This window comes from Petrotoga sp. Shatin.DS.tank11.9.2.9.3, assembly GCF_003665005.1.
Lineage (GTDB): Bacteria > Thermotogota > Thermotogae > Petrotogales > Petrotogaceae > Petrotoga > Petrotoga mobilis.
Genome location: NZ_JGVT01000006.1, coordinates 207926 through 232868 on the forward strand (window position 1 = coordinate 207926; position 24943 = coordinate 232868).

20 protein-coding genes are annotated in these 24943 nt (G+C 33.6%); 16 read left to right on the top strand and 4 right to left on the bottom strand.

Annotation, left to right across the window (positions count from 1 at the left end):
• Positions 1-9 precede the first annotated feature (9 nt).
• Positions 10-786, top strand: coding sequence for a carboxylesterase (locus tag BZ25_RS07650; RefSeq protein WP_012207975.1), 777 nt, complete (start codon positions 10-12; stop codon positions 784-786).
• A gap of 26 nt (positions 787-812) precedes the next feature.
• Here the strand turns inward: BZ25_RS07650 and uvrA are convergent, their stop codons facing one another.
• Entirely contained in the window at positions 813-3659 is a 2847-nt protein-coding gene (gene uvrA / locus BZ25_RS07655; RefSeq protein ID WP_121514358.1) for an excinuclease ABC subunit UvrA, read from the bottom strand.
• Between the two features lie 366 nt (positions 3660-4025).
• On the opposite strand from uvrA, the gene wecB reads away from it, so the two are divergent.
• Positions 4026-5129 (top strand): non-hydrolyzing UDP-N-acetylglucosamine 2-epimerase, encoded by a 1104-nt coding sequence (gene wecB, locus BZ25_RS07660; RefSeq protein ID WP_121514378.1) that lies wholly within the window; start codon positions 4026-4028, stop codon positions 5127-5129.
• Here wecB and BZ25_RS07665 read toward each other — a convergent pair.
• Both BZ25_RS07665 and BZ25_RS07670 read right to left on the bottom strand, forming a co-directional pair.
• Positions 5120-6121 (bottom strand): Kiwa anti-phage protein KwaB-like domain-containing protein, encoded by a 1002-nt coding sequence (locus BZ25_RS07665; protein WP_121514359.1) that lies wholly within the window; start codon positions 6119-6121, stop codon positions 5120-5122. The genes wecB and BZ25_RS07665 overlap by 10 nt on opposite strands.
• A complete protein-coding gene (locus BZ25_RS07670) occupies positions 6118-6633 on the bottom strand; it encodes a hypothetical protein (RefSeq protein WP_121514360.1) in 516 nt (171 codons plus the stop codon). The genes BZ25_RS07665 and BZ25_RS07670 overlap by 4 nt, the downstream gene beginning before the upstream one ends.
• Before the next feature lie 222 nt (positions 6634-6855).
• Between BZ25_RS07670 and BZ25_RS07675 the strand changes: the two genes are divergently transcribed.
• The 12 genes from BZ25_RS07675 (at position 6856) to bcp (ending at position 20487) form a co-directional block, all read left to right on the top strand.
• On the top strand, positions 6856-8058 hold the full coding sequence (locus BZ25_RS07675) for a glycosyltransferase (RefSeq protein ID WP_121514361.1): 1203 nt from the start codon (positions 6856-6858) through the stop codon (positions 8056-8058).
• Between the two features lie 188 nt (positions 8059-8246).
• Positions 8247-9305 (top strand): glycosyltransferase, encoded by a 1059-nt coding sequence (locus tag BZ25_RS07680; protein ID WP_199676877.1) that lies wholly within the window; start codon positions 8247-8249, stop codon positions 9303-9305.
• A 351-nt stretch (positions 9306-9656) separates the two neighbouring features.
• On the top strand, positions 9657-10646 hold the full coding sequence (locus BZ25_RS07685) for a LacI family DNA-binding transcriptional regulator (protein ID WP_158584881.1): 990 nt from the start codon (positions 9657-9659) through the stop codon (positions 10644-10646).
• A gap of 31 nt (positions 10647-10677) precedes the next feature.
• Positions 10678-12132, top strand: coding sequence for an alpha-glucosidase AglA (aglA, locus tag BZ25_RS07690; RefSeq protein WP_121514364.1), 1455 nt, complete (start codon positions 10678-10680; stop codon positions 12130-12132).
• A 247-nt stretch (positions 12133-12379) separates the two neighbouring features.
• On the top strand, positions 12380-13024 hold the full coding sequence (locus tag BZ25_RS07695) for a class II aldolase/adducin family protein (protein ID WP_012207983.1): 645 nt from the start codon (positions 12380-12382) through the stop codon (positions 13022-13024).
• A gap of 58 nt (positions 13025-13082) precedes the next feature.
• Positions 13083-14369 carry a nickel-dependent lactate racemase gene (larA, locus tag BZ25_RS07700; protein ID WP_121514365.1) on the top strand — a complete coding sequence of 429 codons (1287 nt, stop codon included), beginning with the start codon at positions 13083-13085 and terminating at the stop codon, positions 14367-14369.
• A 16-nt stretch (positions 14370-14385) separates the two neighbouring features.
• Entirely contained in the window at positions 14386-15177 is a 792-nt protein-coding gene (locus tag BZ25_RS07705; protein WP_121514366.1) for an electron transfer flavoprotein subunit beta/FixA family protein, read from the top strand.
• Positions 15174-16175: an electron transfer flavoprotein subunit alpha/FixB family protein gene (locus BZ25_RS07710; RefSeq protein ID WP_121514367.1), complete on the top strand. Its 1002-nt coding sequence runs from the start codon at positions 15174-15176 to the stop codon at positions 16173-16175. Before BZ25_RS07705 ends, BZ25_RS07710 begins: the two co-directional genes overlap by 4 nt.
• Positions 16168-17586: an FAD-binding oxidoreductase gene (locus BZ25_RS07715; RefSeq protein WP_121514368.1), complete on the top strand. Its 1419-nt coding sequence runs from the start codon at positions 16168-16170 to the stop codon at positions 17584-17586. Before BZ25_RS07710 ends, BZ25_RS07715 begins: the two co-directional genes overlap by 8 nt.
• A gap of 28 nt (positions 17587-17614) precedes the next feature.
• Positions 17615-19072: a rhamnulokinase family protein gene (locus BZ25_RS07720; protein WP_147429940.1), complete on the top strand. Its 1458-nt coding sequence runs from the start codon at positions 17615-17617 to the stop codon at positions 19070-19072.
• A gap of 206 nt (positions 19073-19278) precedes the next feature.
• Positions 19279-19980: a hypothetical protein gene (locus tag BZ25_RS07730; protein ID WP_121514370.1), complete on the top strand. Its 702-nt coding sequence runs from the start codon at positions 19279-19281 to the stop codon at positions 19978-19980.
• An 18-nt stretch (positions 19981-19998) separates the two neighbouring features.
• Positions 19999-20487: a thioredoxin-dependent thiol peroxidase gene (gene bcp, locus BZ25_RS07735; protein WP_121514371.1), complete on the top strand. Its 489-nt coding sequence runs from the start codon at positions 19999-20001 to the stop codon at positions 20485-20487.
• Between the two features lie 40 nt (positions 20488-20527).
• Here bcp and BZ25_RS07740 read toward each other — a convergent pair whose 3' ends face one another.
• Positions 20528-21019 carry a ferritin gene (locus BZ25_RS07740; protein ID WP_121514372.1) on the bottom strand — a complete coding sequence of 164 codons (492 nt, stop codon included), beginning with the start codon at positions 21017-21019 and terminating at the stop codon, positions 20528-20530.
• 229 nt (positions 21020-21248) lie between these two features.
• Between BZ25_RS07740 and BZ25_RS10495 the strand changes: the two genes are divergently transcribed.
• The gene (locus tag BZ25_RS10495) at positions 21249-23561 is read left to right on the top strand and encodes a methyl-accepting chemotaxis protein (RefSeq protein WP_121567515.1); all 2313 of its coding nucleotides are present in this window, start codon (positions 21249-21251) and stop codon (positions 23559-23561) included.
• 133 nt (positions 23562-23694) lie between these two features.
• Positions 23695-24933: an ABC transporter substrate-binding protein gene (locus BZ25_RS07750; protein ID WP_121514379.1), complete on the top strand. Its 1239-nt coding sequence runs from the start codon at positions 23695-23697 to the stop codon at positions 24931-24933.
• Positions 24934-24943: the final 10 nt, after the last annotated feature.

Consider the following 24943-nt stretch of genomic DNA (forward strand, 5'->3'; position numbering starts at 1 on the left):
GTCTATATCTTGAATTTCTTCGATAACATACCACCAAGCACATCTGTTTCACCAATATCAAAGGAGCTTTATTTAAAAAATGATTCAAATATTGCGGTATTGATTCTACATGGTTACACGGGTTCTCCTCATGATATGTACTACATAGGTAGACAGATTCACAAATCTGGTTTTTCTATATACATACCTCGACTCCCCGGGCACGGAACCAATTCCAACGATTTTTTAAACTCTAATTGGAGAGATTGGCTGAGAAAATCTATAGACTCTTATATTAATTTAAAAACCTACCATGAAAAAGTCTACATTTTAGGCCTTTCTATGGGTGGTGTAATAGCAACTCTCTTAGCAAGTAAATTTCATCCAGAAAAAATTGTCTTAGCTGCTCCTGCACTAAAAGCAAAAGATTGGAGAATAAATTTAACTCCATTCTTTGGCCTTATCGTTAAGAAAATAAAAAGAAAAAATCCTCAGACATTCGATGACGAAAAGCTTGCTTATCTAGCTAGCCAATACTGGAATTATGACTGGCCTTCAAAGGCAGCTGATCTTTACAAACTGCAAAAAATGGCTCTTAAAAACCTTTCAAAAGTCACATCTAACACTTATGTGATACTTTCAAAAAAAGACGAAGCCGTTCCTTTTTCGGTAAAGGAAATTATAGAAAATAATATTAAAGGAAAAACCGAATTTCTGATATTAGAAGAAAGCGGGCACGTAGTTGTAAACGATATCGAAAAAGAAAAAGTGGCAGAACAGACTATAAATTGGCTTAAAAAAGAATAGTCAACGTAAAAATAATTTAATTATTTCTACTTTGAAATTCTTTCTTTTGATAAAACCTCTTGCAAGTAGTACCCGGTGTAAGTACCACTCTCAGCTACTTCTTCTGGGGTGCCTGTAGCCACAATATAACCCCCATTTTCTCCGCCTTCTGGTCCTAAGTCTATAATGTAATCTGCGTTTTTTACAATGTCCATCTCGTGTTCTATTACTATAACGGTATTACCCTTTTCAACGAGAATATTGAGAACTTTTATTAATTTCTTTATATCTTCAAAATGAAGACCCGTAGTAGGTTCATCGAGTATATAAACGGTATTCCCCGTTGCTTTTTTCCTTAGCTCGGAAGTTAATTTGATCCTTTGAGCTTCTCCACCAGAAAGGGTGGTTGCGGATTGACCCAATCTTATGTATCCCAAACCCACATCTTGCAGCAGTTCTAGAACATTTTTTATTAAAGGTAAGTTCTTGAAAAAGTCCAAAGCCTCATCCACAGTCATATCTAAAACATCAGAAATATTTTTACCTTTATAAGTGACCTTTAACGTTTCTTTGTTGTATCTCTTACCTTTACATACGTCACAGGTTACATACACATCAGGTAGAAATTGCATCTCAATCTTCAAAACTCCATGGCCTTTACAGGCTTCACACCTTCCGCCCTTAACGTTGAAGGAAAATCTTCCCTTGTCGTATCCTCTAATCTTAGCCTCAGGTGTTGCAGCGAACAGTTCACGAATATAATCAAATACTCCTGTATATGTAGCTGGGTTACTTCTTGGAGTTCTACCAATAGGACTTTGATCGATAGAGATCACGCTATCTATATATTCTAAACCTTCGATCTTTTCATACTCTCCGGGTCTCACCCTGGAATTATAAAGCTCCTTTTGCAAAGCCGGATACAACGTATCCATAATCAACGAAGATTTACCTGAGCCTGAAACTCCTGTTATAACCACAAATTTCCCCAAGGGAATCTCAACCGTGACATTTTTCAAATTGTTGTGTTTGGCACCGATTATCTTTAAACTAGCGTTCTTTTCTACTCGTTTTTTATCAATTATTTCTATTCTTGTTTCTCCCCTTAAATACTTCCCTGTAAGGGACCCATTAGAATTCTCTAACAACTTACTAGTAGGACCTTGAAAGATGACTTTTCCCCCATTGACACCTGCGCCGAGCCCAAGATCTATAATATAATCTGAGGCTCTAATAACGTTCTCGTCATGTTCGACAACTATTACCGTATTATCGAGGTCTCTCAACTTTTTCAAAGTATTTATAAGCCTGTCGTTATCTCTTTGGTGAAGACCTATAGTTGGCTCATCCAAAACATATGTCACTCCTGTTAACCCCGATCCAATCTGTGTAGCCAATCTAACCCTCTGGGACTCTCCACCAGAAAGAGTTGTCGCATTTCTTCCAAGTGTCAAATAATCAAGTCCTACATCGATCAAAAAAGTTAACCTTCTATTTATTTCTCTAAGAAGTTCGTGGGCAATTTCCATTTCAAAATCACTCAGTTTTAAAGCATCAAAGAAAAGTTTTAGTTCACTAATTGGCATTTCTGTCAAATCATATATATTGTATCCATCTATCCTAACGCTGAGGGCTTCTTCCCTCAACCTTTTGCCATTACAGGCTTGACATGTCTTTTGAATCATGAAATTTCTTTCGATCCATTCCTTTATTTCCCGGGAATCCGTTTGCTTGTACCTTCTTTCGTACCAATTCACCATTCCTTCAAACCCTCTAGTAAACTCATAACTGTCTCCGTTCTTTTTTGAAAAGGAAAAATCTATTTCTTCCTCAGTCCCATACAGCAAGGTATTTAAAACTTTTGAAGGCATACTTTTTAAAGGTTTTGATGGATCCTCACCCAAACTTCGAACAACATCTTTCATCATGCTCACCATAAAAGTATCTTTCCCCATATTCAAAGCAGCGCCATCTTCTAAAGACTTGTTTATATCAAATATATATTCAGGCTCAACCTCCAACTTAAAACCTAATCCATGGCATTCCGAACATGCCCCATAAGGACTATTAAATGAAAACAATTTGGGATTAATTTCTGGAAAGCTGTAACCACATTTAGGGCAAGCTAAATTCTCAGAATAAGTTTGAGAAGAAATAACGTTCTCATCATTATCCATTTCCCTAATTTCTACAAAGCCATCTCCTTCTTTAAGGCACAATTCAACGGCTTCGAAGATTCTCTCAAAATTATCTTTTCTCAACTTAACTCTGTCAACAAGTAGGTTTATATTATGCCTGTAGGTCTTTTCAAGTGAGTCTATCTCATCTAAATCGTATATCACTCCATCGATTTCCACCCTTTTAAAACCTGACAGCTTCATACTATGTAGTTCCTTTTTAAACTCACCTTTCTTTTCCTTGGCAATTGGAGCAAAGATATACAATCTTGCATCCTCATTAAAATTCTTAAAAATATTATCCACAATTTCATCTACAGTAGAACTTTGCAGTGGGATATTGCACTTTGGGCAGTAAGCCTTACCAACCCTTGCAAACAACACCCTAATATAATCATAAATCTCTGTGATGGTACCTACCGTTGACCTTGGATTATGACTTACAGATTTTTGTTCAATAGCAATTGAAGGGGAGAGCCCCTCGATAAATTCTACATCGGGTTTTTTCAAATTTCCTAAAAACTGTCTTGCATAGGAAGAAACAGACTCTAAATACCTTCTTTGACCTTCCGCATATATAGTATCAAGTGCTAAAGTTGATTTTCCTGAACCAGATAAGCCGGTAATGACTGAAATGGTATTCTTAGGTATCTCAACATCTATATTTTTTAAATTATGCTCTCGAGCACCTTTTATTCTAATCCATTTGTTATCCATACACATCCTCCTGGAAAGGCAAAAATTCACACCTTTTTTATACATTTATATTATACAATCAAAAAATTAACGCTAAAAGAATTTTATTTATCTTTTAACAAAGAAACCTCAAAACATCTTCATTGTTGGTTTTACCATCAAAAAACGATGAACCTAAAATCATATATGATATAATTACATTATGTGATTGGCAACTGGGTGGGGAGTATTTGCCGCAGTGTGCAAACAATGTTTTTAAATGATTTTGACCTTGATTTGGGGTTTTTAAGGGGAACCCCCTTAACGTTCGGCGAAGGGGCGCTAACAAAGACTAAACGCAGCTTACATAAAAAAACTAAAAACATTACCATAACAAGGAGTCCTCGAATGAAAACAGCAATGATATTTGGAACGCGGCCTGAAGCAATTAAAATGGCACCATTATACAAAAAGATGAAAGAAGAAAATATAAAAGTAAAAATAATAGCAACCGCTCAGCACAGAGAAATGCTCGATCAAGTGTTGAATCTTTTCGAAATAAAACCAGATTACGACTTAAATATAATGACAAAAAACCAAACTCTACCCCAACTAACTTCAAAACTAATTACAGAGATAGATAAAATACTAAAAATTGAACCATTCGATTACATACTAGTACAAGGGGATACAACCTCCACTTTTGTAGGAAGTCTCGCTGCTTTTTACAACAAAATATTTGTTGGGCACGTGGAAGCGGGTTTAAGAACGAACGACATATACAACCCCTTCCCAGAAGAAATGAACAGAAGACTAACAGGTACAATTGCAAAGCATCACTTTGCTTCTACCCAAAAGGCAAAAGATAACCTACTAAAAGAAGGTGTAGAAGAGAAAAACATAATAGTAACTGGGAACACTGTTATAGATGCATTACTATGGGTAAAAGAAAACAAAAACAAAGATATAGAAAAGATAAAAGAAAAGTACAACATAAAGAACAAAAAGTTTATCTTAGTAACCATGCATAGAAGGGAGAACTGGGGAAAACCGATAGAAAACGTGATGAAAGCGATAAAAAGGTATCTACACGAAAACGAAGAAATGCACATAGTATTTCCAATTCACTTAAATCCGATAGTGAGAGAAAGTGTGTATAAAATACTTGGGAATGAGGAAAAAGCGATATTGATAGATCCTGTTGAATACTTAGATTTCATAGCGTTAATGGACGAAAGTCATTACATAATGACAGATTCAGGAGGGATACAAGAAGAAGCACCCACATTGGGCAAACCAACGTTGGTATTAAGAGAAACAACGGAAAGGCCTGAAGCGATAGAAGCAGGAACAGCAAAATTAGTAGGAATACAAGAAGAACAAGTGTACCAAGCCATGAAAGAACTAGAAACAGAAAAATATGCTCAAATGAGCAAAGCAAGCAACCCTTTTGGGGATGGCAAGGCATCTCAAAGAATCGTTGAATTTTTGAAAAAAAGATATTACTCTTGATAAGGGCTATTTTCACTTGCCACCATTCTATTCCCTGACAAATCGGATATATAATACAATTCATCGTAAAGTTGCAAAAAATCTTTAATCGAAGTCTCTTCGCCCAAATCGATACACTTATTACCCTCATCTAGTTTAACTTTTAGATTGAAATCATCTATTATCTCCTTAACCTTAGAAAACTTAAATTTCTTATAATTACCTTTTTTGATAACCTTATAAAACCTCTTCAAATACAAAGGTTTACCTTTGATTTTCTCACTAAAATAATCGATACTTTTTAATTTAATATCCTTACCAAAAAGATTCTCCTCTCTCTTTATTTCCTCGATAACTTCATCTTTAGCCTCTTCATATTTCTTGTAAAACCCGAAATCTCTTTCAAAATAAGTCAGATTTCTAATTAAGACGGTATCTCCAACAACCATGTAATCAAAACTATTTTTTGGAATTAAGTAAAACTGTTCCTTTAAAGGTTGAATTTTACGTGCAGTAAGGGCTAAAATCCTTTTATCTTTAAAGATTTTGGAAGCTGTTAAATATTGAATACCCAACAAAAAATCATTCAACTCATTACTGTACAATTTTACTATCAGTTTGAACTTCTTAATTGTTTCCAAGTCTTTATTAGAATAATTTTTTATATACTTACCTTCACGAATAATCTCAACAATATCCCCAATATCGCTTACATTCTCTTTGACATCTTTTAGATACAAAAAGCTCCTATCATCAATGACTGTCTCGTATTCATCTACCTTGTTTGATTCTTTGACGCGTAAATCATTTAAAAACTCGTCAGTAGAAGTGAGAAAAATTCCCTTGAAAAAAGAGGGATCTTCATTTTTCAACCAAAATATCTGGTTGTTCTCATTTTGGATAAAAACATCCATTGTGAAATCTGTTGAAGTATCTATTAGCTCCCTAAGATGTTCTAAATTTTCTTTTAAAAAGATATTCTTTAAGATTTCATCTCGATTAACTTTATTCATTTCTTACCAGCCATCCCCAAATAAATATCTTTGGAAAACTCTTTAACTTTCATTCCTTCGGTTATTGATTTTGAAATCAACCAAGCGGACCGGATACTCTTTTCACGTCCGTCCATAAGACAAACCTTGTAAATACTATAGCCAAACAAAGAAAGGACAGGGTTTATAGCTATCAAATCTGTCTTTACATAAATATTGCCGACGATAAAAACGATTATAGCAAAAGAAATCAATTCTTTTATGCCACCCATATTTATAAAAGGCAAGATATAAACAAAAATATAATCCAATAACCTCACATTCTGCGATTCTACTTTCTCAAATTTAATGAATTTTTCCTCGGCATTCGTCTTAGCAGAAATAAAAAGGATCAGTGAACCAACAAAAACAACAATCGAAAAAACACTAAAAAATAAGAACAAAACGTTCCCAAAATTATTTATGGCAAAGATAACAAAAAGAGGCAGATACGAAAGCAAAAACAAAAAAGATTTAAACAAGGTATTGATCATACAAAAACCTCCCCATTGAGGAAATCTATTTCTCTTCATAAATTTCATAATTCTAATTATAACAAATAAAGCTGTCTTTTATTTCTCTATCACCCTTAAGCTTCATGTAGAAAGCAGTTATTTCTTATGATATAATAAATCGGGGTAATAATAACAACAAAGCCGTTAACTAAAATAAGAAACTGGTTTTAATTTAGCAAATCATTAAGGAAAGGAGCAAAAATGAACCTATTATATGCAGGATTCATAAGAGAAGAATCTGAAGAAAAAGGTATTTTAACAAAAATGATCAGTCAATGCTTAACCTTTAAAAAGGTTTTTGATAATGTTTACTTATATATTTCAAGGCAATCAGAAGCGGTACTTTATAGCATTGAAGATTATGGCGTAAAGAAAGAAATCAAAACTTTTTCATACCCCAATATGGCAATTTATAATGAACATAGTAAAATCAAAAAAATTAAAGGTTTTATTAGATATAATTCATTTTTAGATTCTCTATATAAAATAATTAATTCATATGAAATAAATGCATTGTACCTTAGAAATCTACAACTTACAAACAAATTAATTAAATTGTCGAAAAGAAAAAAATTAATAAAAATCATTGAAATTCCTACATATCCATTTGAAAATGAAATTAAAAAGGCAACAAATAAAATTGAATATAACCTATTGTGGAAAAACAGGGAAAAAAAAGTCGAAGATTTCGCAGATATAATTGTCCCAATTTCATCAGACAAAGCATTGAATCTCAGTAAAAAATTTGTTCTAATAAGTAACGGTATTCGATTAGAAGACATCAAAATAAAAAATCAGAATCAGAACAAAAAGGCCTCCATTCATTTGCTATCTATAGCAAATCTTCGCTTTTGGCATGGGTACGATAGAATAATTAAAGGTCTGTATGAATATTACAAAAATAATCCAAAAAAAGATGTTTACTATCACTGTGTAGGCGAAGGACCAGTATTAGAGAATTTAAAAAATTCGGTAAAAGAGTTTAAATTAGAGAAATACGTTATCTTTCATGGAACAAAAGTTGGAGAAGAATTAGACAAAATTGTGGATGACTCAGATATTGCTTTTGGGAGTTTAGGTAATCACAGAAAAGGTTTATACAGTGATTCGGCTTTGAAAAACAGAGAGTATTGTGCAAGAGGAATTCCTTTTGTAATAGCTTCTAATGATCAAGATTTTCAAGAATCTTTTCCATATGTTTTCAGGATCCCAAAAGATGATAGTCCTGTTGACATCAACAAAATAATTAATTGGTATGAAGACTTATCAAAAAAGCATCCTAATTACTCTTTAGAGATGAGAAAATATGCTGAAGAAAATTTAAGTTGGGATACAAAGGTGAAACCTGTAATAGAAAAAATCAAAGAATTAGTATTTGAGAAAGAAAATAAAGCAAAAGTATAGGAGTGAATTTCCTAATTTTAAGGGGTTGATAAACAATAAAAATACTATTCATAACGAATTTATTTCCTTTTCCTCAAAATCTAACAAGTGGCATTTTTATAACCAAAAGGATAGAAATTCTTAGAAATTTTAATGTGCTTTTTGATATTTACGGTTTAGTTCCTGTAGAGTCGCTCGGAGTAAAATTTTTGAAAAAGATTCTTTCGGAGGGTAATTATAAAGTCACTGATTCATTTTTTGATATAAATGGTATCAAATATAAATATGAAAAATTCAATAGAAATTTGATAGATCTTTTTAATTTAATCATATTAAAGAAAAATACTCAAATTAAAAAATCAGACCAAATTACGAGAAGTTTATTTTCTAAAGTTAAAGATGAAAGATTCGATATTATTCACGCCCATGGAATGCATTCTTTACCCGCAGGATTAGTTGCTAAAATATTGTCTGAAAAGTTAAATATTCCGTACGTAGTTACCGGTCATGGCAGTGACATAAATTTTATAATGCCTTTAGCAAAAGATTTGTATGTAGATGTTTTAGAAAATGCTGCCAAAGTTATTTTCGTGAGTAATGCCTTATTGAATAAAGCTAAATCATTTGGGTATGCTGGTGAGAATTCTGTTGTTATTCCAAACGGAATCGAACCAGATATCTTTAAACCCTTGGATAAAGAAAAAATAAAAAAAGAATTGGGATTATCTAAAAAGGTTGTTGGGTTTGTAGGTGGATTGAAGAAAGTAAAAAGGGCAGATAAATTGCCCGAAATTTTTTCTTATATATCTTCAATCTACGATGCTGAGTTTTTAATTGTTGGAAATGGTGAGTTAAAAGAAAATATAGAAAATGAATGTAAGAAAAGAAATTTGCAGGTTAAATTTGTTGGAAATGTTTCTCATGAAGATGTACCTTATTATATGAATGCTATGGATGTAATGATACTTCCGAGTAGGAATGAAGGATGGCCGTGTGTCGTGTTGGAAGCACAGGGATGCGAGGTAGCTGTTGTTGGTAGCAGTAACGGAGGTGTACCTGAGGCAATTGGAGATGGAGGAATAGTCGTCAAGGAAGGGGAAAACTTTGAAAAAAGGTTTGCTGAATCGGTTGTAAAGTTGTTAGAAAATCCAATTGATGGTAGTTATTTAAGAAATAGGGCTTTGAGCTTTTCTTGGGAGAATATTGCAAAAAAGGAAGTAGAAGTTTACAACGAAGTCTTAAATAGATTTGGAGGAAGTAATGCCTAGAGAAAGAGAATTTATTAAATCTTTTTTCAATTTTTAATGGACCAACGGATAGCTACTTGACATATAACCCAGCAGAGTTTAGTAAAATATGGATGTTCAATACTTAATTTCATCCCTCCCTCAAAACCTCTTTAACCAATTCAGATTTATTGAATTTGTTGAAAAACAAAGCTTTCCCTTTATAATCAATCCTAAATCGCTTTAATCACCTCTAGTTATCTCTAATCGGATTTGATAAAATAATATAATTCTGATAAAATAAGAATACGTATTCAAAAAGCATTTAAAGTAATTCTGTAAATTATCAGATAAATCGAATTCATGATTTTAAAGGAAATGGGGAAAATTTTTATGAAAACAATGAAAGAAATTGCCAAAATGGCGGGAGTTTCTCAATCAACTGTTTCAAGGGTGATAAATAATAATCCTAACGTCAACCCTGAAATCAAAAGAAAAGTTTTAGAATACATTAGAAAATACAATTATCAACCAAATAGAATGGCTCGAAGCCTCGTCAAAAATAAAAGCTTTCTCATTGGCATAGTACTACCCGAATTAACGAACCCTTATTTCCCAGAAATACTAGAATCCTTAGAAGAAGAAGCAAATTACTATAATTACAACATTGTACTGTCAATCACTTATGGTAGTCTTCAAAGAGAAAAAGAGCAAATAGAAATGCTTTTAAGTAGAAGAGTCGACGGTTTGATTATAAATCCGACTGATTTATCGCATGTTGAACATATAACTAAAATCAAATCAATCATACCTACTGTTATATGTGCCCAGGATCTGGATGGTTTTGATTATGTAACAGTTGATCACTATTTAGCAGGAAAAATCGTTGCTAAATATTTAATAAATAAGGGACACATAAACATCGGGTATATTGGATATTTAAAAGATAAAAAATTAAAAGGATTTTATGAAGAAATCATAGCTAACAATTTGAATTTTAACGAAGACAATTATCTAGTGGCTCCTGAGGAGATATCTGATTTCACAAAAAACAGTGAAAAAAAGTTATTAAAAAAAATAATAGACAACAATATAACAGCAATCTATACTATAAACGATATTATAGCAACAAAGATAATCAATATGTTGATAAAAAATGAAATGAAAGTTCCAGATGATGTAGCGGTGGTAGGTTTTGATAACACCATAATTTGTAATTTAACAAATCCCCCATTAACCAGTGTAGCACAGCCCACCCGAGAAATCGGTAGAAAAAGCGTTGATATATTAATCAAAAAAATTGAAAAAACCAATTCGCACAACGATAATAATTTGGATCAAATTTTTCTACCACCTAGATTGGTGATAAGGAAATCCACTTAATCAAAGAACTTACAGAGGAGGAAAGATGTAAATGACAGCTATCAAGGTAGGGATCATTGGAGCAGGAAGCGCAGCATTTTCTTTAAGATTGGTTAGCGATCTTTGTAAAACAAAGGGATTATCAGGGAGTCTAGTATCCTTAATGGATATAGATAAAGACAGATTGAACGCAGTACACATGCTTGCTATGAAATTTGCAGAAGAGTTCGGAGCGGATTTGAGGTTTGAAACTACAACAAACGTTGAAGACGCAATAAAAGACTCAAGTTTTGTTGTAAACACAGCATTGGTTGGGGGACACAGTTACTTTGAACAAGTAAGAAAAATTTCAGAAAAATACGGATATTACAGAGGAATAGACTCACAAGAATTCAACATGGTTTCAGATTATTACACAATAAGCAATTTCAACCAATTAAAGTTTATGCACGATGTTGCAAAAGCTATTGAAAGAATATCCCCTAAGGCATGGCTTTTGCAGGCGGCAAATCCTGTCTTTGAATTAACAAATTTAATAACAAGAACGGTTCCAATAAATATGGTTGGAATATGCCACGGCCATCATGGAGTAGACCACATAATTGAAAAATTAGGCTTAGATTCAGAAAAAGTTGAATGGCAAGTAGCAGGTGTAAACCATGGAATTTGGTTGACAAAATTCATGTATGAAGGAAAAGATGCCTATCCACTCATTGATGAATTATTAGAAAAAGAGGTTGAAAACTTCAAACCCACCAATCCATTCGACGATCAACTCTCTCCGGTTGAAAAAGATATGTATGAATTCTATGGGAAAATGCCCATTGGAGACACAGTCAGGAATGGAAGTTGGAAATATCATTACAACCTCGAAACAAAGAAAAAGTGGTTTGGAGAACCATGGGGAGGCGTTGATTCAGAGTTAGGATGGAAATGGTATCAAGATAGACAAGCAGAGATTGCAATAGCAATGCAAAAAGTTGCCAAATATTTCCAAGAGAATAAGAACGCCAAATTACTTTCAAAAGATTCACTCAATGAAATTATCTCTCAAACCAAAAACGATGTAAAAGAAGAACTCACAAAAGAAATATACAACTTGTTAGATCCTCAAAGGAAAAGCGGCGAACAACATATATTGTTGGCAAATGCCTTATTAAACAACGAAAAAGTAGATCTCGTTCTCAATTTACCAAATAACGGTACTATACCTGGAATCCCAGACGATGTAGCCGTGGAGATTCCTGTGTATGCAGACAAAGATGGAATCCATCGTTACAAAATAGATCCACCACTTCCAGAAAGAATTAAAAAGATGTACCTATACCCAAGAATCATGAGAATGGAATGGGCGTTAGAAGCATTCCTAACTGGAGATAAAAAAGTACTCGAAGAATTTTTGATCAGAGATCCACGTACAAAGTCTTACGACCAGGTAGTAAAAGTTTTAGAGGAAATCCTTGCTTTGCCAGGTAATGAAGAAATGAGGAAGCACTACAGCAAATAATAGTTTAATTAAGGGGGCTAATGCCCCCTTAATTTAATAAACAAATCTATCTAAATTTTGTATAAATCTTCGTTATAAGTGTATTTTTACGGTCGATTATGATGAATTATTTTGAAATAACTCTTAGATTCTGTGATTATGTTAGTTTTATATACCACTATATTACTTATATATTGTGTTAAAATTGTATTATAACGTTAAGTTTAGAATTATTAATTCAAAAAGCAATAATACAGGAGGTTACAATATGCTAGAAGAGCAATTAAAAAAAGAAGTTGCAGAATTTGCAAAATTAGTCTGGGACAGAAAGCTAACGGATGGTACGGGTGGAAACATGAGTATAAAATATGGAGAAAAAATATATATCACTCCCACATCGACCATAAAACACTTTCTAACTGAGAAAGATATCATCACCATAGATAAAAACGGGAATAAAATCGACGGACTCAAGAAACCTTCTTCAGAAAAAAAAATGCATATAAAAATATACGAAAAAGCAAATGATGTAAACGCAGTTATTCATGCTCACCCAATGTATGCTACCTCTTTTGCAATTACCTTTGAGAAATTACCTATAAACGCTCTTCCAGAATCTTCTTTAGTATTGGATCCAATAACCTATATACCATATCAAATGCCTGGAACTCAAGAATTTGCAGATGCCTTTAACGAAGGTTTAGAAAAGGGATCTCGGGTATTCGTTCTTCAAAACCATGGTGTCACGGTTGCAGGAAAAGACATGAATGAAGCATATGTAAAGTTGGAAACTTTAGAATTTCTCGCTCAAGTTTCATTTGTTTCTAAACTCTATTCAAATGTGAACGAAATACCAGAAGAAAAAATAGCTGCATTCAAAGAATTTTTCAGAAGAAACAAGGCGGACCAATGATAGAGTTAACTGAGATAAAAGTGAAAAAATAATTTTGATAATTTTGAAGGTGTGAAAAATGAGAGTTAAAATTCCATACGGTAAAGAAGAAAAGCTTTTAGATTTAGATAAAAACTTAAATTTTTCTTTATTAAAAAAGCGGGAATTTAGAGGCTTAGGGGATGCTTTTGACATTGAGATGATGAAATCGTTAGGTCTTCCCTTTGGTACCCGTTCTCTTTCAACCTTAGCAAAAAGAAAAAAGGATTGTTGCATAGTTATTTCTGACACCACAAGGCCCGTACCAAATTCTCTTATTTTGCCATACATAATCTATGATGTGAGGTTTGCTGGCATTAAAAAGGAGAATATAACAATATTAATTGCAAATGGTTCACATGAACCAGTTCCAGAAAGTATGTTTGAAAAATTAGTTGGTAAAGAAGTTTTAGAAGAAAATATAAAAATAATTAATCACGATGCATACGATGATACTCAATTGAAGAAGATTGGAGAAACCTCTTCTGGTTGCCCTGTTATTGTGAATAAAAAATATTTAGAAGCGGACTTAAAAATCTGTACAGGTCTAATAGAACCCCATTTTATGGCAGGATATTCAGGAGGGAGAAAATCAATCTGCCCAGGAATCGTTGGCATCGAAACCTTGAAGGTATTTCATGGCGTTAAGGCGATGGGAGATCCAAATTCAAAAAGTTGTCAGTTAGAAAATAATCCTGTCGATAAGATGGCTAGAGAAGTAGCTTCGATGGCTGGGTGTGATTTCATAGTAAACGTTTCTTTAAACGAGAAAAAAGAAGTAGATGGGATTTATGCAGGTGATATCTTTGAAGCTCACGAAGTAGGTTGTAGAATGGTAGCATATACTTCGATAGTGAAAATTAAAGAACCCGTTGATATAGTTATAACCTCAAATGGTGGATATCCTTTAGACCAAAACTTTTATCAAACGGTTAAAGGTTTAGTAGAAGCTTCAGAGATTTTAAAACCTGATGGAGTAATAATAATGGCTTCAAAATGCGAAAAAGGTATCGGGAAAAAAGAGTTTAAAGAATTGCTTTTAGAAGTAAAAGAAAAAGGAATAAAAGAATTTTTAAAAAGCCATGATTCACCAGAAACTTTCAAAAGTGATCAATGGGAGGTACAAAAGTTAACTCAAGTATTAGAGAAAACGAAAAACATTTTCATGTTGTCGTCGCTGGATGATGAAGAGTACAAATATACTTTTTCAACTAAAATCAATACTTTAGAGGAAGGATTAAAAAAGGCTTTAAAATTAAAAGGGCGCGGCGCCAAGATAGCAGTTATACCTGAAGGGCCCTATGTTGTTGGAAAGATAAAAAATTAAAAAGGAGCCAAGTTTAATGGAAATATGCGTATTAGTCAAACAAGTACCTTCCACCGACAAGGTACAGATAGATGAGGAAACAGGAACAATGATAAGAAGTGAATTAGAATCCGAACTCAACCCATTGGACATGTACGCAGTCGAAGAAGCGGTGAGAATTAAAGAAAGCACACCACAAACTAAGATAACGGTTGTAACGATGGGGCCTCCTTCAGCAGAATACGCACTAAAAGAAGCTATATCCATGGGATGTGATGAAGGGGTATTGTTAACCGATAGAAAGTTTGCCGGTGCAGATACCTTAGCAACCGCTTATACATTGAGTCAATATTTAAAAGACAAACATTACGACATTATATTTGCCGGTGAAAGGGCAACAGACGGAGAAACAGGTCAAGTAGGACCATCTGTGGGAACACAGTTAGATATTCCTATACTAACCTATGTCAACAAGATAATTGACATAACAAACGATACGATAATCGTTCAAAGGGCTATAGAAGGCGGAAATGAAATTATTCAAACCGAGTTACCAACTTTAATAACAGTTGTAAAAGAAATAAACGAGCCAAGACTACCGAATTTAGAAAACAAACTAAAAGCTAAAAAAAGTATTATAAGAATAATGAGTAATCAAGAGTTGAAAATAGGCGAAGAAAAGATAGGACTTAAAGGGTCTCCAACAAGGGTTGTAAAGGTATTTTATCCAAAGATATCAAGAAATGGTGAAAAGATAGTAGTAAAAACTCCACAAGAAGCCTTAGAAAAAATAAAAAGCTTTCTAAAAGAAAAAGGCGTGATATCATGAACCAAGAATACAAAGGTGTATGGACGATAGCGGAGATAAGTGATGGAAAAATAGAAACAGTATCGTACGAATTACTATCATGGGGAAAAGACTTAGCCACAAAATTGAACGTTGAACTATCAAGTGTAGTAATATCAAACAAAGTGGAGAATTTAGATAGCCTTATTCAATATGGGGCTGACAACGTATACTATGTTGAAAATGAAAAACTAGAACATTTCTACCCAGATGTACACACAAATATACTTGAAAAAATGGTAGAAGATTTTAAACCTGAAATAATACTTGCATCGGCAACTACAAGGGGAAGAACTCTCATGCCCTCTCTTGCTGCAAAATTAAATACGGGCTTAACAGCTGATTGTACGGACTTTGAAATAGAAGAAAAAACAAGATCTCTGATACAAATAAGGCCTGCTATAGGTGGAAACGTGATGGCAAAGATAAAAACAATAACAAAACCACAGATGGCTACGGTAAGACCTAAATCAAAACTACCTTTATCTAAAGATGAAAACAGAAAAGGAAAAATAACAAAAATAGAATACGGAGAAGAACTCTTTCGATCAAAATATAGATGGTTAGAATTTAAAAAAGACGAAAGCAGCGTACAACCACTTCAACAAGCTGATGTAATCGTAGCAGGAGGTAAAGGTTTAAAAAAACCGGAGAACTTCAAATACTTACAAAACATATCAAAGAAACTAAAAGGTGCAGTTGGTGCAACAAGAGCGGTAGTAGATATGGGATGGATAGACTACTCTCACCAAGTGGGACTATCAGGAAAAACCGTCAGCCCAAAACTGTACATAGCAATGGGAATATCTGGAGCGGTACAACATATAGCTGGGATGTCATCATCTAAATATATTATAGCGATAAACAAAGATCCAGAGGCACCAATTTTCAAGGTATCTGATCTTGGAATTGTATGTGATGCTTTAGACATACTACCGCTGTTAGAAAAAGAAATAAAATCAGGTGACAAAAATGATTGAATACAGAAAGGTAACTACCAATACCGTTGAAAAGTTGAGAAAAATATTAAAAAACGATGCACTATTGATATACGATGATATAGAAAGTCTAAAAAGTTACTCAAACGACGAATCAGGTGGAGAGTATTATGCACACATGCCAGAGGTTGTAGTAAAACCAGAAACCAAAGAGCAAATATCCCAAATAATAAAACTGGCAAGCGACGAAATGATACCCATAACGCCAAGAGGAGCTGGTAGTGGATTGGCCGGTGCGGATATACCAATATTCGGAGGTATAGTAATATCACTTGAGAGAATGAACAGAATCATAGAAATAGATTCAGAAAACTTAGTCGCTGTGGTTGAACCAGGTGTGGTCACTAATGATCTATGTAGAATTGTATCAGAAAAAGGATTATATTACGCAGGATATCCTATGAGTGTAGAAACGAGTTTCATTGGAGGCAACGTCGCTACCAATGCAGGTGGAAGTAAGGTAATAAAATATGGAAACACAGCTCATCATATATTGGGATTAGAGGTAGTAATGCCTGATGGCGAGATAGTAGAATATGGTGGAAAAAGAAGAAAAGATTCAAGTGGTTACAACTTATTACAACTTTTCATTGGTTCAGAAGGAACGCTCGGAATATTCACAAAGATATATGTAAATCTCATACCTCAACCAGGAAAAGTTGTTGACCTGCTGGTTCCCTTTGAAAGTGTAGAAAAGGCTATAAGCAATGTCGCACCATTAATGGTCGAGACAAAGAGTTTACCCTCAGGAATTGAATTCATAGACAAGAAATCAATTTATTATTCTTCAAAATACACGGGAATGAAATTACCATACCAGGATGAGGTAGAATCTTATCTCATAGTTCAATACGAGGCAACAAGCTTGCAAGAGATTGAAGAATTGTATGAAAAAAGTGGAAAAGCCTTACAAAAAAACGGAGCAAAAGATGTATTCATAGCAGATAACAGAAGTAATTCTGAAAAGATATGGCGTATGAGAAGGAACTGGCTGGAAAGCTTAAAAGCCGTAGATCCGTATGTACCCACAGGAGATGTCGTAGTACCAACATCTAAGATACCTGAAATGATGACATACATCAACGAAGTAGCCAACGAGTTTAAAATAGATATTCCTGTGGCAGGACATGCAGCTGATGGTAACCTCCATCCTGCACCATTAAAACCAAAAAATCTTCCACCAAATGAATGGAAAACCTTATCGGAAGAGATACTTGGAAAAATAGCGATGAAAGCTGCCCAAATGGGTGGAGCCATAAGCGGGGAACATGGAGTAGGGTTCATAAAAAAGGAGTTACTAAAAAAGACAAAACCAAAACAGTACAAATGGATGCAAATGATAAAAGAGACACTTGACCCTAATAACATCATGAACCCAGGGAAGTTGTTCTAAAAAAATACTTAAAGAAAAGGTGATAATCTTGAAATATCTACACTTAGCTATCGATCTCGGGGCGTCAGGTGGAAAAGTAATAGCTGGTAACATACAGAATGACAAACTTATTTTGAGTGAAGTAAACCGTTTTTCAAACTCCCCAGTTGAAATAAATGGAATATCTTTTTGGGACATATTAAATCTGTATAATCATATAATTGAAAGCATTCAAATAGCTCAAAAAAATGATCAAAAGATACTATCCTTAGGAATAGACAGTTGGGGAGTAGACTTTGGACTTTTAAACGAAAATGGTTATTTAATAAACAATCCAATTCATTATAGAAATATGTTTAAAACGAATATAATGCAAGAGACAATAGAAAAAGTTGGCAAGAAATGGATATATGAACATTCTCCCACACAGTTTCAACCGTTCAATACATTGTACCAAATATTAGCCTACCAAAAATACGCTCCAGATTTTGTCAAAATCTCAAAAGACTTATTGATGATCCCTTCGTTGCTAAATTATTTTTTAACAGGTGAAAAAGCTATTGATTTTACAATGGCTACAACTACTCAAATTTATAATCATAGAAGAAGAAAGTGGGACGAAGAAATCATGAAAAAGTTTGACATTCCTGATATATTACCTGAAATAGTCCCTGCTGGTACAAAAATTGGTAAAATAAAAATAGATGTTTTAAATAACAATTCAAACATAGATGTTATTCTGCCAGCAAGTCATGATACAGGATCCGCATATGCCGCAATTGCTTCAGATCCCCAAGATACCTTGTATATTAGTTTAGGAACATGGTGCTTGACTGGCGCTATTGTTAAAGAGGTTCCCCACAACGAAGAACTCATGGAAAACAATTTAGCCGCAGAGGGTTGTTTGGATGGATCCTTTAGAATATTGGCAAACGTAACAGGGATGTGGTTAATTCAGGGCATTATAAAAAGTCTTAACTTGCCGGATAACTGTGATACTTATCAAAAAATTACAGATATGGCACAGAATGCAAAACCATTTTCTTCTTATATCAATGTAGACGATCCTTCTTTACAAAACCCTCAAGACATGATTCAAGCAATAATTCAGCAGTCTATAAAAGATAACGATACTGTTTTAAATGAAACATCTCAAGTCATAAGAACGGCATTGGAAGGAATTGCCTTCAAAGTAAATGAAGTTAAAGAAAAACTATCAAAGATTTTGAATATTGATTTTAAAAGGGTTCATGCGGTAGGTGGAGGTACCAGGAATAAATTACTCTGTCAATTAATCGCAGATGCAACAGGACTAACTGTTCTAACTGGACCCATTGAAGGAACGGCAGTAGGGAATTTAGTTTCCCAGCTATATGCCTTACAATTTGTAAAAAACTTTGAAGAGGCACGGAACTTAATAAAAAGATCTTTCGACTTTCAAATTTTTGAACCTAAAGAACATGATATCTGGAAAGAGGTTTTTGCTTCTTTTCAAAAGCAGAAATGATATAATTAATACAACCAAAAGACTGCCTCTTATACTCTCTTGGTTTATTATGAGAATAGATTTCAAGTTTTTTCAAGAAAGTAATAAAATGATGAATATTAAAAACCAAATTGCTCTTAAAATAAAGTTAATATTTCTTTATTTCAAATTCATTTAATTTTTATAAAATCAAGTGTAACAAAATTTTTTACAAATGGGGGGTAAATATGAAAAAGACTGGTTGGTTAATAACGTTGATTATTCTTTTAATAGGTTTGGTTTTTTCACAAGAAGTAAAAAACGGTCAGTATGGAGGACTTGGTGGTGGAGATATTGGTGCTCAGTGGCTTGATGTTAAAGAATTAAATACACAGTTAACAGCCGCTGGACTCCCTGAATTAAAAGATGTGGCATTGGCTAACGGGGGTGGCGGTTATGGAGTAATGGGAAGATTTCTAATAGGGGGAGAAGGATACGGTATATCTACTAATGAGAAAGAGAGTGGGAAAACGGTACAACTCGATATTGGTTATGGAACATTCAATATTGGTTATTTGATTTTTTCTAAGCAGGCTTTTAGAATATACGCTCTTGGGGGTATTGGTGGTGGTGGAATAGAGTTGAAAATTTCCCAAGACCCTGCTTCTTCAGATTTCGATAGCAATTTGTCCACTTTCAACGAAAACACTTTTTATACCGAATTTCCTATCTTTAAAGTAGGAATAAATGCTGATTACATATTATCATTTAGTGATGATGAGGCAGCAGGAGGTTTAGCTATTGGTTTAGCAGTGGGGTACACATATGCGCCTGTTGGATTGATAAGTGATTGGCAATTATCTGAAAGAACCATTGGAAGTGTTCCAAATTTTGGACCCACAGGTCCATATATCACTTTTAGAATAGGTGGTGGAGGACTAGCTTTTTAATAAAGGAGAGGGTTTAAAATGAGATATCTAAATTTTGAAATAGGCGATAAAATCCCAGAGTTTTCACTTAAAGATGCTGATGGTGATCAGATTAATATCAAGGATTTTATGGGAAAATGGCTTGTGCTCTATTTCTATCCACGAGATAACACACCTGGTTGTACCAAAGAAGCCGTTGATTTTTCAAATTACTTAGAAGAGTTCAAAAAGTATAATTGTCAAATAGTGGGAGTAAGTCCCGATACTGCAGAAAAACATGCAAACTTTAAAGAAAAAAATGATTTAAAAGTGATTTTGCTAAGTGACCCCAAACATTCCATTCTTGAAAAATTTGGCGTTTGGCAACTAAAAAAGAATTATGGTAAAGAAAATTGGGGAGTTGTCAGATCAACAATCCTGATAGATCCAAATGGAATAATTAAAAAAGTATGGGAAAATGTAAGAGTGAAAGACCATGTTTTAGAAGTATTGGAAAGCTTGAAAGAACTATCAAACAACAGGGAGTAAACTCCCTGTTGTTTATAATAGCCTATTTTATTGAATCATTCTACTGCCTACTGCCTAGTTGACCATTGAACATGAACAAAGCGGTTTTACTTTCACCGATCATTTGCAAGGTATCTACAATTTTCTTTGTATTAGCTTCTTCTTCAATTTGTTCGTTTACAAACCATTGTAGAAAGTTTTGAGTTGCATGGTCGTTTAATTCTTTGGCTAAATCAACCAACTTGTCGATAGATTGTGTAACTAAAAGCTCATGTTCATACGCATCTTTGAAGGCTTCTAAGGGACTGCCCCATTCTTTCTTTGGTTTGTCAATACTACCCAATTCTACTACACCATCTTTGTCGTAAATATAGTCATACATCTTCTGAGCGTGAGCAAGTTCTTCTTTTGCTTGGACTTTCATCCAATTAGCAAATCCTTCTAAATTCAGTGAATCAAAATATGCTGCCATTGAATAATAGAGGTACGCGGAAAAAATTTCTTTGTTTATTTGTTCATTAAGGGCATTTAACATCTTATCTTCTAATTTCATATGTTTATTCCTCCTCGTGATTTCTTAGTATATTTTTGAAATTTCATTGTTCCTAAAGCCGCTATCTTTAAGTAAATTATAACTTATAATTCTTTCATTTATTAAAACATTAGATTAATTAATACTTTAATTAAATAGAGGGATTCACTTTTTATATTAGTTTAGTTTACTAATTTTTTCTGATATGGTATAATTTTAAAGAAAACGCTTCCATAAAGGAGGAATCCAAATGAAAAAATTGGGCTTGTCTAAAGTTCATTTGTTTAATAAATTTGGTAACAAAATAGGAATTATGTTGATTCTTTTCGCTCTGATACCAAGTGCTTTTTTTGTAATATACATTACAAATGCCATTCAAAAAAGTTCTGAACAAAACGAGGCGCAAGTATCAACTTTGATTGAATCCTTGAATCAAGATTATTCGGATCAAATTAATGAATATAACTATTTAATTCAAGAGCAACTAAACCAATACAATGACTATTTAACTGATCAAATAAAAAACATAGAAGCACAATTTTCTGAACAACTAGAAAAAAATTATACAGATTCTTTTGATAATTCTCTAGAAACCTTAAGTCAAGTTTTCACCAATTTCGTAGATACCCAAAAAAATTCACTTGAGAAATTAGGAAAAATGATTGCAGCTATTCCAGGCATTCAAGAGAAAACTGCTTCGAAATCTATTTCTTTGGTAGAAAGGTACAGTTTGTTAGAACCTTACGTAACATCCCAACAATACAACGGGATGCAACTTTGGATCATGAACACCCCTGATACTCGTGGAAGTGGTTTGGAAATAACATCAAGAAATACTTCGTATAAAGTACAAAAAAAGGCCGAAACGTATTTACCAGGATATGAATATACAAAAGAATTGAATATTGAAGATTTTTTAAATAAACAATTTAAAACAATTCTAGACATTGGATATATGACGCCAGTCATAGAAAGTAAGTCATTCAATTCTACACCTTACTTTATCGGAATTTTTCCCGTAGTTGATCCCATTGCAACAAATACGGTAAATGGGTTTCTAGTGATCTTAGAAGAGTTTGATCATCAAAAATTATTGGAAATATCCAAGCTTCTAGATGCATACATAACTTTATTCGATAAAGATTATAAAGTTATTTATTCAAATCTACCAGAAGAAGAAGTTTCTTTAAACGAAAGTAAATTAAATGAGCAATTTATCACCGAAGAAATAATCAAAAAACAGTTGAGAAGCTTTTATTTTCAAATAGACGAATTTGATGGCATACACCTTCAAATTGCCAAAGAATTCCAAACATTAGAGACTTCAGTCCATATTCCTTTACAAACATCTTTTGAATTACCTTCATTAACCCCGAAAAAAGTAGACTTTGAATTAGAATTAGGTTTGAACAAAATTATCAGAAACGTTATGCTTTTATTGTTAATTCTAATCGTTATTATTATCGTTGTTACTTTTTTATTTACAAAACAATTTGGAAATAGAATTGAACAATTAACAAATGCGGTTAAAAAACTTTCAGAAGGAGACCTAACGGTAAACTTTGAAAGTAAAAGCAAAGACGAGATAGGTCAGATGGCTAACGCTCTATCAGAAATGAGTAAAGAATTAAGAAGATCCATGAGGTCAATAAGACAGGCATCTGACAAAGTAGAAAACGCATCAGAAAGTCTAACACGATCATCACAAGAAAGCAGGAAGAACTCAGAAGAACTCAAAAACCAGATGGACAAGATACAAACAAGTACGGAAGAAACGGCAGGAAACGTAGAAGAAGTGACCTCAGGTGTAGACGAAGTAGCAAGGGCAGCACAAGGTGTATCCCAAGACGCACAAAGACTAAGTGAAGAAGCAGATGAAACAAGTAAAGCTGCAGAAGAAGGAAGCAAAACGATAGAAAGTATAAGTCAAGCGGTGAAAGAAGCGGTAGAAAGGACAAAAGAAAGTCAAAAAGAAGTAGAAACACTCGCAAGCAACGCCAAGAACGTACAAAGTATAGTAGAAACGATAAACTCGATAACGGAACAAACGAACCTTTTGGCACTAAACGCAGCGATAGAAGCAGCAAGGGCAGGGGAAGCGGGAAGAGGATTTGCAGTTGTAGCGGATGAGATAAGGAAATTAGCGGAAGAATCAAGAAATGCAACGGATGAAATATCCCAGATACTAACCAACATAACGCAAGGAACGAACAAAGTAAACGAATCGACGAACAAGGTAGTAGGAACGATAGGAGAAATAAACGAAAAGATGGTAAATGTACAACAAAGTTTCAACAGGATAAAAGAAAGGATAGAAAGGATGGACCAAGGGATAGAAAACATGACGGCAAGTGCAGAGGAACAAAGTGCGAGTGCACAAGAGATGAGCACAGCGATGGACAGGGTAGCGAAAGCTGTGACAGAAATAAGTGAACAACTAGAAAGGTCAAGAAGTGTAATAGACGAACAAGTAAAACAAGGGATAGGGATAAACGAAGAAGCGAAAGAGTTGAGTGAGTTAGCCACAGAGTTAAAAGGATTAGTTGGAAGTTTTAAGATATAAAAAGATCTATTTTGATAAAAGGCAGACTTAATTAGTCTGCCTTTTATAATTGACAAATTAAATTCACTTAAAAACAAGTGCTATTTTTATGATATAATTTTATTGAAGATAAAAATACAAGGGGGTGTGTAAAATGAAGAAGAAATTTTTTATTTTCATTATCACATCTTTATTTATCAACTTGTTTGCTGTTCAAATAAATATCGCCGTTGAATCAATAGAAGATCAAATTCAATTACTAACCTCCCAAATAGAGAATTTTGAAAAACAAAATCCAGACATTGATGTTGAAATTTATTCGATTCCAAGTTACCCAGGTTCAACTTACAAATTTTACGGGACATTTGTAGTTACCAATGCGAAAGAACCTACGATCTTATCTCTTGATATGGAGTGGATAAATGAATTTTCACCTTTCCTGGTAAACTTAAATCAAGATTCTGAATATTTTGATGTAAACAATCTTGATCCACAAATCTTAGAAATGGTAACAATTAACGGTGAATTAAAAGCAATTCCTTATTATGTTGAAACAGGTGTTTTATATTATCGAAAGGATTTATTGGAAAAATATGGATATGAAGTGCCGACAACTTGGAATGAATTGATTACAATTGCAAAGGATATTTCTCAAAAAGAAGGAATAGAAGGATTTGTCTGGCCTGGTGCTAGATACGAAGAATTAACGACTTTTTTTCTCGAAATTTTGTATTCTCATGGAGGCAAGATATTTGAAGGAGATCACTTAGTTCTAGAACAAGCAGAAAATAAAGAAAAGGCTTTACTTAGCCTAAACCTGTTAAATAACATTATATCTGAAGAAATTAGTCCAAAAGGTGTAACAACTTACAGAGAAGAAGAATGCAGAAACATATTTCAAAGTGGTGATGCCGTTTTCATGAGGAATTTGACCTATGCTTGGCATTTATTAAACAGCGAAGATTCAGCTGTTAATGGAAAGGTGGGGATCGCTCCTATTCCAAAAACTGAATTTACAAATCAACATGTATCTGTTCTTGAAGGAAAAGCATTGGCTATCAACCCAAACTCCTCTGATGAAGAAAGAGAAGCTGCAAAGAAATTTATAAAATACTTGACTTCTAATGAAAGTCAAACACAAAGATTAATACAATTAAACTTTTTACCAACTAATTTAGAAGTATTTAACGAACCAACTATCTCTGAAGTTGATCCCAATTTATTGAATTTTAGATCATCTTTAGAAAATTTAGTTTTAAAACCAAAATCTCCTATATACACAGAGATTTCTTTTGCTATACAAAATAATGTGTATGATGCCTTAACTGGAAGAATTTCAGTTGAAAGGGCTTTAAACAACATGATATCAGAAATAGAGTTTTTATTACGTTAAAGGATTCACT

What these genes read in the sequence shown, in the direction of transcription:
- bcp (WP_121514371.1), top strand. Translation starts at nt 19,999, where the DNA reads ATGAGATATCTAAATTTTGAAATAGGCGATAAAATCCCAGAGTTTTCA.
- BZ25_RS07730 (WP_121514370.1), top strand. Translation starts at nt 19,279, where the DNA reads ATGAAAAAGACTGGTTGGTTAATAACGTTGATTATTCTTTTAATAGGT.
- BZ25_RS07695 (WP_012207983.1), top strand. Translation starts at nt 12,380, where the DNA reads ATGCTAGAAGAGCAATTAAAAAAAGAAGTTGCAGAATTTGCAAAATTA.
- BZ25_RS07685 (WP_158584881.1), top strand. Translation starts at nt 9,657, where the DNA reads ATGAAAACAATGAAAGAAATTGCCAAAATGGCGGGAGTTTCTCAATCA.
- wecB (WP_121514378.1), top strand. Translation starts at nt 4,026, where the DNA reads ATGAAAACAGCAATGATATTTGGAACGCGGCCTGAAGCAATTAAAATG.
- BZ25_RS07705 (WP_121514366.1), top strand. Translation starts at nt 14,386, where the DNA reads ATGGAAATATGCGTATTAGTCAAACAAGTACCTTCCACCGACAAGGTA.
- larA (WP_121514365.1), top strand. Translation starts at nt 13,083, where the DNA reads ATGAGAGTTAAAATTCCATACGGTAAAGAAGAAAAGCTTTTAGATTTA.
- BZ25_RS07670 (WP_121514360.1), bottom strand. Translation starts at nt 6,633, where the DNA reads ATGATCAATACCTTGTTTAAATCTTTTTTGTTTTTGCTTTCGTATCTG.
- BZ25_RS07715 (WP_121514368.1), top strand. Translation starts at nt 16,168, where the DNA reads ATGATTGAATACAGAAAGGTAACTACCAATACCGTTGAAAAGTTGAGA.
- BZ25_RS07750 (WP_121514379.1), top strand. Translation starts at nt 23,695, where the DNA reads ATGAAGAAGAAATTTTTTATTTTCATTATCACATCTTTATTTATCAAC.
- BZ25_RS07675 (WP_121514361.1), top strand. Translation starts at nt 6,856, where the DNA reads ATGAACCTATTATATGCAGGATTCATAAGAGAAGAATCTGAAGAAAAA.
- aglA (WP_121514364.1), top strand. Translation starts at nt 10,678, where the DNA reads ATGACAGCTATCAAGGTAGGGATCATTGGAGCAGGAAGCGCAGCATTT.
- BZ25_RS07740 (WP_121514372.1), bottom strand. Translation starts at nt 21,019, where the DNA reads ATGAAATTAGAAGATAAGATGTTAAATGCCCTTAATGAACAAATAAAC.
- BZ25_RS07710 (WP_121514367.1), top strand. Translation starts at nt 15,174, where the DNA reads ATGAACCAAGAATACAAAGGTGTATGGACGATAGCGGAGATAAGTGAT.
- uvrA (WP_121514358.1), bottom strand. Translation starts at nt 3,659, where the DNA reads ATGGATAACAAATGGATTAGAATAAAAGGTGCTCGAGAGCATAATTTA.
- BZ25_RS10495 (WP_121567515.1), top strand. Translation starts at nt 21,249, where the DNA reads ATGAAAAAATTGGGCTTGTCTAAAGTTCATTTGTTTAATAAATTTGGT.
- BZ25_RS07665 (WP_121514359.1), bottom strand. Translation starts at nt 6,121, where the DNA reads ATGAATAAAGTTAATCGAGATGAAATCTTAAAGAATATCTTTTTAAAA.